This is a genomic window from Inquilinus sp. OTU3971 (assembly GCF_038440215.1).
In genome coordinates, this window is record NZ_JASATH010000033.1 from 42,103 (window position 1) to 52,308 (window position 10,206).

12 protein-coding genes are annotated in these 10,206 nt (G+C 70.9%); 7 read left to right on the forward strand and 5 right to left on the reverse strand.

Features of this window, described 5'->3' with window-relative positions; translation table 11 throughout:
- The 7 genes from queA to AAHM41_RS11290 all read left to right on the forward strand — a co-directional run bounded on the left by queA (nt 1) and on the right by AAHM41_RS11290 (nt 6,130).
- Nucleotides 1-1,056 (forward strand): tRNA preQ1(34) S-adenosylmethionine ribosyltransferase-isomerase QueA, encoded by a 1,056-nt coding sequence (gene queA / locus AAHM41_RS11260; RefSeq protein ID WP_342236625.1) that lies wholly within the window; start codon nt 1-3, stop codon nt 1,054-1,056.
- Nucleotides 1,049-2,179, forward strand: coding sequence for a tRNA guanosine(34) transglycosylase Tgt (gene tgt / locus AAHM41_RS11265; RefSeq protein ID WP_342236626.1), 1,131 nt, complete (start codon nt 1,049-1,051; stop codon nt 2,177-2,179). Before queA ends, tgt begins: the two co-directional genes overlap by 8 nt.
- Before the next feature lie 9 nt (nt 2,180-2,188).
- Complete coding sequence (gene queF, locus AAHM41_RS11270; protein ID WP_342236627.1) at nt 2,189-2,659, forward strand: preQ(1) synthase; 471 nt, start codon at nt 2,189-2,191, stop codon at nt 2,657-2,659.
- Nucleotides 2,656-3,786 carry a tRNA epoxyqueuosine(34) reductase QueG gene (queG, locus tag AAHM41_RS11275; protein ID WP_342236628.1) on the forward strand — a complete coding sequence of 377 codons (1,131 nt, stop codon included), beginning with the start codon at nt 2,656-2,658 and terminating at the stop codon, nt 3,784-3,786. Before queF ends, queG begins: the two co-directional genes overlap by 4 nt.
- A gap of 187 nt (nt 3,787-3,973) precedes the next feature.
- Entirely contained in the window at nt 3,974-5,329 is a 1,356-nt protein-coding gene (locus AAHM41_RS11280; RefSeq protein ID WP_342236629.1) for an RsmB/NOP family class I SAM-dependent RNA methyltransferase, read from the forward strand.
- Nucleotide 5,330: 1 nt separating this feature from the next.
- Nucleotides 5,331-5,861: a GNAT family N-acetyltransferase gene (locus tag AAHM41_RS11285; protein WP_342236630.1), complete on the forward strand. Its 531-nt coding sequence runs from the start codon at nt 5,331-5,333 to the stop codon at nt 5,859-5,861.
- Nucleotides 5,858-6,130: a DUF1294 domain-containing protein gene (locus AAHM41_RS11290; protein WP_342236631.1), complete on the forward strand. Its 273-nt coding sequence runs from the start codon at nt 5,858-5,860 to the stop codon at nt 6,128-6,130. The genes AAHM41_RS11285 and AAHM41_RS11290 overlap by 4 nt, the downstream gene beginning before the upstream one ends.
- Nucleotides 6,131-6,384: 254 nt before the next feature.
- Here the strand turns inward: AAHM41_RS11290 and AAHM41_RS11295 are convergent, their stop codons facing one another.
- The 5 genes from AAHM41_RS11295 to AAHM41_RS11315 all read right to left on the reverse strand — a co-directional run bounded on the left by AAHM41_RS11295 (nt 6,385) and on the right by AAHM41_RS11315 (nt 10,110).
- The gene (locus AAHM41_RS11295; protein ID WP_342236632.1) at nt 6,385-7,218 is read right to left on the reverse strand and encodes a hypothetical protein; all 834 of its coding nucleotides are present in this window, start codon (nt 7,216-7,218) and stop codon (nt 6,385-6,387) included.
- 211 nt (nt 7,219-7,429) lie between these two features.
- Nucleotides 7,430-7,903 (reverse strand): SRPBCC family protein, encoded by a 474-nt coding sequence (locus AAHM41_RS11300; protein WP_342236633.1) that lies wholly within the window; start codon nt 7,901-7,903, stop codon nt 7,430-7,432.
- Nucleotides 7,900-8,226 carry an ArsR/SmtB family transcription factor gene (locus tag AAHM41_RS11305; RefSeq protein ID WP_342236634.1) on the reverse strand — a complete coding sequence of 109 codons (327 nt, stop codon included), beginning with the start codon at nt 8,224-8,226 and terminating at the stop codon, nt 7,900-7,902. The genes AAHM41_RS11300 and AAHM41_RS11305 overlap by 4 nt, the downstream gene beginning before the upstream one ends.
- 82 nt (nt 8,227-8,308) lie before the next feature.
- The gene (locus tag AAHM41_RS11310) at nt 8,309-9,154 is read right to left on the reverse strand and encodes a carbohydrate ABC transporter permease (protein WP_342236635.1); all 846 of its coding nucleotides are present in this window, start codon (nt 9,152-9,154) and stop codon (nt 8,309-8,311) included.
- Entirely contained in the window at nt 9,154-10,110 is a 957-nt protein-coding gene (locus AAHM41_RS11315; RefSeq protein ID WP_342236636.1) for a carbohydrate ABC transporter permease, read from the reverse strand. Before AAHM41_RS11315 ends, AAHM41_RS11310 begins: the two co-directional genes overlap by 1 nt.
- Nucleotides 10,111-10,206 lie beyond the last annotated feature (96 nt).

Sequence of the window (10,206 nt, forward strand, 5' to 3'; positions counted from 1 at the left end):
ATGCGTGTCGACGAGTTCGATTTCGACCTGCCGCGGCGACTCATCGCCGACCGGCCGGCCGAGCCGCGCGACGCCGCCCGGATGCTGGAGGTCGCGGCCGGCGGCCTCGCCGACCGCCGGATCGGCGACCTGCCGGGGCGGCTCAGGGCCGGCGACCTGCTGGTGGTCAACGATACCCGCGTCATCCCCGCCCGGCTGCATGGCAAACGCGGCCTGGCGGGGATCGAGATCATGCTGCACCAGCCGGCCGAGGCCGGGCGCTGGCGCGCCTTCGCCCGCCCGGCCAAGAAGCTGAAGCCCGGCGACGTGGTCCGCTTCGCCGACGATTTCGCCGCCACCGTCGTCGCCAAGGGCGAGGCCGGCGAGGTCGAGGTCGAGTTTAACGTTGAAGGGGGCGACGACCCTTCCGGCCTGGCCGGCCAGCTGCAGCGCCATGGCGAGATCCCGCTGCCGCCCTATATCGACCGGCCGGACGGGCCGGACGAGCGCGACCGCGCCGACTACCAGACCGTCTTCGCCCGGCATGACGGTGCCGTCGCCGCGCCGACCGCAGGGCTGCACTTCACCCCGCCCCTGCTCGACGTGCTGGCCGCGCGGGGCGTCGACACCGTCCGCCTGACCCTGCATGTCGGCGCCGGCACCTTCCTGCCGGTGAAGAGCGACACGGTCGAAGGCCATGTCATGCATGCCGAGCGCGGCGTGCTGACCGCGGAGGCCGCCGACCGGATCAACGCCGTGCGCGCCGCCGGCGGCCGCATCGTCGCGGTCGGCACCACCAGCCTGCGCCTGTTGGAAAGCGCCGCGGCCGAGGACGGCACCGTGCGGCCCTTCGACGGGTCGACCGCGATCTTCATCACCCCGGGCTACCGCTTCCGCGCCGTCGACCTGCTGGTGACCAATTTCCACCTGCCGCGGTCGACCCTGTTCATGCTGGTCTGCGCCTTCGCCGGGACGGAGCGGATGAAGCAGGCCTATGCCCATGCCATTTCCGCAGGCTACCGTTTCTACTCCTATGGCGACGCCTGCCTGCTGCACCGTTCGGACAGAGATGACTGAGCCCTTCCGTTTTGAGCCCCTGGCCCGCGACGGCGCCGCCCGCACCGGCCGCCTGCACACCGCCCATGGCGTGGTCCAGACCCCGACCTTCATGCCGGTCGGCACCGCCGCGACGGTGAAGGCGATGCGGCCGGAGGAGGTGGCCGCCACCGGCGCGCAGATCGTGCTGGGCAACACCTACCACCTGATGCTGCGCCCGGGGGCGGAGCGGGTGGCCCGGCTGGGTGGCCTGCACCGCTTCATGAACTGGCCCGGCCCGATCCTGACCGATTCCGGCGGCTTCCAGGTGATGTCGCTGTCCCAGCTGCGGCGCATGGACAAGGACGGCGTGACCTTCCGCTCGCATCTCGACGGCAGCGAGCACCGGCTGTCCCCGGCGCGGTCGACCGAGATCCAGCACCTGCTCGACGCCACCATCACCATGGCCTTCGACGAGTGCACGCCGTTCCCGGCGGAGCCGGAGGTGGCGGCCAGCTCGATGCGCCTGTCGATGGGCTGGGCCCAGCGCTCGCGCGACGCCTTCGTCGCCCGGCCCGGCTACGGCCAGTTCGGCATCGTCCAGGGCAGCGTCTTCCCCGAGCTGCGGCTCGAATCCGCGGCGGCGCTGACCGCGATCGGCTTCGAGGGCTACGCCATCGGCGGCCTGGCGGTGGGCGAGGGGCAGGAGCGGATGTTCGCCGCCCTCGACGTCACCGTGCCGGCGCTGCCGGACGACCGGCCGCGCTATCTGATGGGCGTGGGCAAGCCTTCGGACCTGGTTGGCTCGGTCCGCCGCGGCGTCGACATGTTCGACTGCGTACTGCCGACCCGCTCCGGCCGCACCGGCCAGGCCTTCACCCGGCGCGGCACGGTCAACCTGCGCAACGCCCGGCACCAGGACGACCAGCGGCCGCTGGACGAAGCCTGCCGCTGCCCGGCCTGCCGCAGCTACAGCCGCGCCTATCTGCACCATCTGGTGCGCAGCGAGGAGGTGCTGGGGCTGATGCTGCTGACCCAGCACAATTTGACCTATTATCAAGACCTGATGGCCGGGCTGCGCGGCGCCATCGCCGCCGGCACGCTCGACGCCTTCGCCGCCGCCTTCGAGGCTGAGCAGGCGCTGGGCGACATCGCGGCCCTCTGAGGAGACACCATGGCCCGCAAGGCGAAAGGCACGGAAGCGCTCACCCAGCTCGGCCAGGCCACGGCGCTGCCGGCCTCGCCCGAGGCGGCGGTGCTGGAGACGGTGCCGAACCCGCGTCCGAAGCAGCTGTACCTGGTGCGCTTCACCGCGCCGGAGTTCACCTCGCTGTGCCCGATCACCGGCCAGCCCGACTTCGCCCATCTGGTGATCGACTACGCCCCGGCGGCGAAGATCGTCGAGAGCAAGTCGCTGAAGCTGTTCCTCGGCTCGTTCCGCAACCACGGCGCCTTCCACGAGGACTGCACCGTCTATGTGGCGGAACGGCTGATCAAGGCGATGAAGCCGCGCTGGCTGCGCATCGGCGGCTACTGGTACCCGCGCGGCGGCATCCCGATCGACGTGTTCTACCAGAGCGGGCCGGCGCCCGAGGGCCTGTGGCTGCCCGACCAGGGCGTGCCGCCCTATCGCGGACGGGGATGACCGGCGCCGCCGACATAAAAGACCGTATCCGGGCCGAGGCCTTCGCCCTCGGCTTCGACAGCGCCGGCTTCGCCGCCGCGGCGCCCGACCCGAGGCTGAGGGAGCGGCTGGAGCTGTTCCTCGGCGAGGGCCAGCACGGCGACATGGGCTGGCTGGAGGCGAATGCCGACCGCCGCGCCGACCCGCAGACGCTGTGGCCCGACGCCCTGACCGTGCTGTCGCTCGGCCTCAACTACGGCCCGGCCGAGGACCCGCTGCCGCTGCTGCAGGAGCGGGAGAGGGGGGTGATCTCGGTCTACGCCCAGGGCCGCGACTACCACGACGTGGTCAAGAAGAAGCTGAAGGCGCTGGGCGGCTGGATCCACCGCACGTTCAAGACGGAGCTCAAGGTCTTCGTCGACACCGCGCCGGTGATGGAGAAGCCGCTGGCGATGCGGGCCGGGCTGGGCTGGCAGGGCAAGCACACCAACCTGGTGTCGCGCGACTGGGGCTCCTGGCTGTTCCTGGGCGAGATCTACCTGGCGATCGAGCTGCCACCGGACGCGCCGGAGCGCGACCGCTGCGGCTCCTGCCGGTCCTGCCTCGACATCTGCCCGACCGCGGCCTTCCCGGCGCCCTACCGGCTCGACGCCCGGCGCTGCATCTCCTACCTGACCATCGAGCACAAGGGCCCGATCCCGCGCGAGCTGCGGCCGCTGCTCGGCAACCGCATCTATGGCTGCGACGACTGCCTGGCGGTCTGCCCCTGGAACAAGTTCGCCGCCGCGGCGCGCGAGGCGGCGCTGGCGCCGCGGCCGGAGCTGAACGGCCCGGCCCTGGCGTCGCTGCTGGGCTTCGACGATGCCGGCTTCCGCTCGGCCTTCTCCGGCTCGCCGATCAAGCGCATCGGCCGCGACCGCTTCCTGCGCAACGTCCTGGTCGCCATCGGCAACAGCGGCGACCCGGCGCTGGCGCCGGCCGCCGAGCCGCTGCTGGACGACGCCTCGCCCCTGGTTCGCGGCGCCGCGGTCTGGGCCCTCGGCCGCCTGCTCGGCCCGGACGGGCTGCGCCGGCTGGCGGCGGCTCGGACCGACGACCCGGAGGCGGATGTGCGCGACGAATGGCAGGCGGGGCTCGTCCCTGCGTAGGTTGGGTTCGCGATCGCGAACCCGACATCTCACGCCGCCACGCTTGGCCTGTTGGGTTCGCTTGCCGCGAACCCAACCTACGAAGCTGATACCGGCAGCGCATAGCTCGCCCGCGCCGTCGGGCAAAAGCTGGCGCGGCACAGGCGAAGCGCGGTAGAAGGCGCGTTTTCCTGCTACGCTCCGGACCATGACCCCCTCCGCCCGCATCCAGGCCACGATCGACATTCTCGAACGCCTCGGCATCGAGAACCGCCCCGCCGACGCCCTGGTCTCGGCCTATTTCCGCACCCGCCGCTTCATCGGGTCCAAGGACCGCAGCGAGATCGCCGCCCGCGTCTATGCCGTGCTGCGCCACCACGCCCGGCTGGGCTGGTGGCTGGCCCGGGTCGAGGCCGAGGACACGCCGCGCAACCGGGTGATCGCCGAGCTGACCCTGGCCGAAGGCGTCGCGGTCAAGGATATGGGCCGGCTGTTCTCCGGCGAGACCTACGCCCCGATCCCGCTGGACGGTCCGGAGGACAAGCTGGTCAAGGCCACGGCTGGCCAGCCGCTCGACCATCCCGACATGCCGAAGCCGGTGCGCAGCGAGATCCCGGACTGGGCCGCGGCCTCGCTGGAGGCCAATTTCGGCGACCGCTTCGAGGCGGAGGTGGCGGCGCTGCTCGACCAGGCGCCGCTCGACCTGCGGGTCAACGAGCTGCGCGGCACCCGCGACGAGGTGCTGCAGACGCTGGCCGCCGGCAAGCTCGACGTGGTGGCGACGCCGCTGTCGCCGCTGGGCATCCGGGTCAAGGGCCGCCCGCAGCTCGGCCGCCATCCCGCCTTCCAGTCCGGCCTGATCGAGGTGCAGGACGAGGGCTCGCAGCTGATCGCGCTGCTGGTCGACGCCCGGCCGGGCCAGCAGGTGGTGGATTTCTGCTCCGGCGCCGGCGGCAAGGCGCTGGCCCTGGCGGCGCGGATGAAGGGCAAGGGCCGGGTGGTGGCCTGCGACGTCTCCAAGGGCCGGCTCGACCGCGGCAAGGAGCGGCTGCGCCGCGCCGGCATCGACAATGTCGAGCCGCGCCTCCTGGAGAACGAGCGCGACCGTTGGGTGAAGAAGCAGCGCGGCAAGTTCGACCGGGTGCTGGTCGACGCGCCCTGCAGCGGCACCGGCGCCTGGCGCCGCAACCCGGACGCGCGCTGGCGGCCGATGGATTTGCAGCGGCTGCTCGGCGTCCAGCGCGAGATCCTGGACAGCGCCGCCCGCCTGGCCAAGCCGGATGGCGGCCGGGTGATCTACGCCACCTGCTCGCTGCTGCGCGAGGAGAACGAGGCGCAGGTCGAGGGTTTCCTCGCCGCCCATCCCGACTACCGGCTGGTGCCGGTGGAGACGGTGTGGGACGAGGCGGTGGGCACCGGCCCGGCCCCGACCGACGGCATGCTGCGCCTGTCGCCCGCGGCCAATGGCACCGACGGCTTCTTCGTCGCGGTGCTGGAGCGCGGGCCGAGGGCCGAAGCGGCCCCCGGCGAGGCGGCCGATCCGTTGGAAGGCGAGGAAGGCTGACATGATCCGCCGCGCGATCCTGGCCGACGCGCCGGCGATCGCGCGGATCCATGTCCAGTCCTGGCAGGAGACCTATCGCGGCCTGGTGCCGGACGAGTATCTCGACCGCATGACCGTGACCCAGCGCGAGCGCGGCCATGAACGCTCGCTGGCGCATGAGGACGGCACCGCGACCTTCCTGGCGCTGGACCCGACCCCGGCCGGCGGGGCGGTGCCGGTCGGCTTCGCCCTGTGCGGCCGGGCCCGCGGCGCGCCGGGCTGGAACTGGGGCGAGATCTACGCCCTCTACCTGCTCGACCGGGCGAAGGGCAGGGGCCACGGCCGGGCGCTGATGGCCGCATCCTCCGGCTGGTTCGCCGAGCGCGGCATGAATCCCTTCATGCTGTGGGCCCTGACCGCGAATTTCCGCGCCACCGGCTTCTACCGCCATCTCGGCGGCGAGCCCTATGCCGACCGGCTGGAGCATTTCGGCGGCGCGGTGCTGGCCGAGAGCGCCTTCCGCTTCGACCGGCCCATCCTTCCGGCCGCATGACCGCCCTGGCGCTCTACCTCCTCGCCGCCAGCGCGGCCGCCTTCGTGCTGTTCGCCTGGGACAAATGGTGCGCGGCCGCCGGCCGCCGGCGGATCCCCGAACGGACGCTGCTGACCCTGGCCGCGATCGGCGGCACGCCCGGCGCCATCGCCGGGCAGCGGCTGCTGCGCCACAAGACGTGGAAGGAGCCGTTCCGCACCCGGCTGCTGTGGATCGCCGGGACGCAGCTGGTCCTGATCGCCGTCGTTGCCGCGCTGGCGCTGGCGTAAATGCGGGATGAGTTCAGGCCAGATCGGGTCGTCCGATCGCATCGAGGCGGTGAGACAACGCTCGCTGCGATCCCGTAAACCATCGGCCTGAAATATTGGTCCGTCATGGCGAGCCCCGCAGGGGCGTGGCCATCCAGGGCCGCTCGCACCCGGCCTCCTGGATGGCCACGTCGGCTTCGCCTCCTCGCCATGACGGAAAGGAACCGCAGAGTCGATCTCGAAGGCCGCTGATGTGATCCGACCCGAAATCGCGCTCAGCTGCTGTCGAGCAGGGCGCCGGGGCCGTTCTCGAGGCAGATGTCGGAGTCGAGGTCGATGCCCAGGGAGCGGCAGAGGCGGACCGTGGCCTTCTCGGTGCTGGCGGTGTCGAGCAACGTGTCGATGTCGGGCTCCTGCAGCCGCACCGCCAGCCCGGCCTTGAGGTCGGCGATCCGGGTAGGGTCGGCGACCTCGTCGATGGCCTCTTCGACCATGGCGACGACCGCGGCCCGGCGGCTGGCGCGCTCGGCCCGGATCTCGGCCGGGCTGCCGGCCGGCAGGCCCGGGCGGCCGTTCTCGTAGCGCGGCTGGTAGCGGCGCCATTGCCGGACCAGGCCGAGGCCGCAGACGAGCCCGGCCACGACCGACGGGACCGTGCGGTTCTCGACCGGGTCGTCCTGGTCGCCATAGAGCTCGACCAGCGCCTGGTCGAGCTGCATCCTGACATCGGCGAAGCGGGTGCGGTCGGTGCCACGGTCGTCCCCGATCAGGCGGATGATGACGTCCTCGACCTCCTCCCGGTGGCGGGCGCGGCGAGCCTCGCGGCCACCGTCGCGGGCGCAGAGGTCCTGCACGGCGCGGGCGCGCTGGGCCAGGGTCTGGCGCACCAGATGGGCGTAGCGGGCGAAGGCGAGACCGGGGTCCGGGGCCTGAGCCTCCGCGGACTGGGCCCCAGCCGTGGGCTGGGCCTGGGCGGCGAGGGCACGGGCCCCGGCCGTCTCGGCCAGCCGCATGCCGATCTCGGCCAGGCGCGTGAGCATCTCGCACTGCTGCAGCGAGCAGCCGCGGCCATAGGCCTGGACATCGAAATCGGCGGGGATCTCCTTCATAGAACGTATCATGAACGAGATTACGAATTAACACAATTGCACATTGTGTTTAGAGCGGAATGACACCGGCGAGATTGAGTATCCGATCCCTTCCCCGTCATGGCGAGGAGCGCAGCGACGTGGCCATCCAGGGGCGGTGCCGCTGGATGGCCAGTCCCTTCGGGGCTCGCCATGACGGGTCAGTATTTCGGGCCGGTGGTATCAATCCGCTCTAAAGACTGCCAGCGAGATCCTGCCGGATCATCTCGACCAGCCTGTCGAACCCGGTCTCGGTGCCGCCGACGCGCTGGCGGCGGGCGCCGTCGCCGCCGACGAGGAAGGCCGCCTGCTCGGTGAACTTCATCCGGGTGCGCGGCCCGGCCGACAGCAGTTCGACCGTAGCCAGCGAGGCCGAGACCCGCTGGCCGCCGAAGCTCATCTCATAGGCGTAGAGGATCCGCTGGCCGGGTACGATGTCGAGGTATTGGGCGCGGAAGGTCATCTCCTGGCCATCGGGCATCCGCCAGCGCTTGGCCTCGACGCCCTCGACCCGGAAGTCGAACAGGTCTTCGAGCACCGCCCAGTCGGGGTGGCAGTCGGTCCAGCGCCGCTTGAGTTCCGGCTCCGCCCAGAAGCGGAAGGCGTGGGCCGGGCTGCCGGGCAGCTCGCGCTCGACGACGAAGGTGTGATGGTCGATGGTGGTCACGGTTCCTCCTCGGGGATTTCGCGCATCGCGGCGTCCAGGCGGTCGAAGGCGGCGTACAGGGCGGCCTCGCGGTCGCGCACCCAGTCGGTGATCACGGCCAGGGCGGCGGGCCGCAGGCTATAGGTGCGCTCGCGGCCCGCCTTGCGCGACACGACGATGCCGCTGTCCTCCAGGATCCGCAGGTGCTTGACGGCCGAGGGCAGCCGCATCCCCGCCGGCTCGGCCAGCTGCGTGACCGTCGCCGGGCCGCGGCTCAGGCGTTCGGCCATGCCTCGCCGGTTCGGGTCGGACAGGGCGACGAAGATGCGGTCGAGGGGCTGCATGCCTCAGTCCAATAGTTTCCTCATATGGAAACTATCCGAAACCGATCGCGAAGGCAACAACAGTTTCCATTCTCGGAAACCGTCAGCCCTTCACCGCTCCGGCCGACAGGCCCTCGACCAGGAAGCGCTGGAGATAGACGAAGCCGAGCGCGATCGGCACCACGGCGAGGACCGAGGCGGCCATCAGCCCGCCCCAGTCGGTCAGGTGCGAGCCCTTGAACAGCATGATGCCGGGCGTCAGCGTCCGCCGCGCGTCGCTGTTGATCAGCACATAGCCGAACATGAACTCGTTCCAGGCGGTGACGAAGGCGAAGACCGCGGTGGCGAAGATGCCGGGCGCCGAGACCGGCAGCAGCACCCGCAGGATGAAGCCGGTGCGGGAGCAGCCGTCGATCTCCGACGCATCCTCCAGCTCGCGCGGCACGGCGTCGAAGAAGCCCTTCAGCATGAAGGTGCAGAGCGGGATGGTGAAGGTGCAGTAGACGATGATCAGCGCCGCATAGGTCGACAGCAGGCCGAGGCGCTGCATCAGGATGTAGAGCGGCACCAGGAGCAGTACGCCCGGGATCATCTGCGACAGCAGCAGCGCCCCGCCGACCAGCCGCGACAGCGACAGATAGGCCCAGCGGCTGAGGGCGTAGCTGCAGAAGACCGAGACGGTGATGGTCAGGATGGTCGATCCGGCGGCGACGATCAGGCTGTTGCGGAAATAGGTCAGGAACTCGCTGTCCAGCAGCACCCGGGTGAAGTTCGACAGGGTCGGCGCGTCGATCCAGAAGCTGGGATCGGCGCTGCGCACCTCCGCCACCGGCTTCAGCGCCGTGTCGATCATCCACAGGAAGGGGAACAGGCTGTAGGCCGCGAACAGGATCAGCGTGCCGTAGGTCAGCACGCCGCGGAGCGACCGCTGGGAGGCGCCGACGACCATCAGCCCTCCCGCCGGCGCCGGGCGACGCCGTAGTGGTAGACGAAGAACAGGCTGGCCAGGAACGCCATCGACATCGAGGCCACGGCGCAGGCGGCGCCGACGTCGAAATCCTGCATGGCGTAGCGGTAGATCATGATCGGCAACGTCTCCGACGCGTTCAGCGGGCCGCCCTGGGTCATCACCCAGATGAAGTCGAAATTGATCGCGGTCCAGACGATGTGGATGAAGATCAGGGTCAGCGACACGGTGCGCAGATGCGGCAGGGTGATCACCCGGAAGCGGCGCCAGGCCCCTGCCCCGTCCACCGCCGCGGCCTCGTGCAGCTCGCGCGGGATCGCCTGCAGCGCGGCCAGCAGGCTGAGGGTGTAGAACGGATAGCTGCGCCAGATGTTGACGAAGGTAACGGTCAAGAGCGCCGTGTCCATCTGGCCGAGCCAGGGATAGGGCGCGTCGAGCAGGCCCAGCTTGACCATCCAGATGTTCAGGATGCCGTAGTCCGGCGTCAGCATCCAGGTCCAGTTCAGCCCGGCGACGGCGATCGGGATCACCCAGGGGATGATGATCAGGCCGCGGAAGATCGCCCGGGCCCTGACCGGCTGGGCCAGCGCCACGGCCGAGGCGAGGCCGAGTGCGTATTCCCCGGCCACCGACAGCCCGGTCCAGACCGCGGTGTTCCACAGCGCCGGCAGGAAGTCGCCGTCCTCCCAGACGGTCAGGTAGTTGTCCCAGCCGGCGAAGCCGGTGACCGAGGGGTTGACCAGGTTGACGTAGCGCAGGCTGTCCCACAGCACCCGCAGCAGCGGATAGGCGACCAGCACCAGGACCAGGATCCCGGCCGGCGCCAGGAACACCAGCGCGGTGCGCCGGATCCGGGCGGCGCGGGTCGGATGGCGGCGGGCATCGACGGGCCTCGTCGGCGCCGATGCGCGTATTCCGATCTCCGCCGCAGCCTTCATGACGCGATATCCCCAGGCGCTTGCTTCAGTGGAAGGGCCGGAGCCGCCCCCTCACCCTCCCGCCGCCTTCGGCATCGGGCCCCTCCCTCTCCCCGA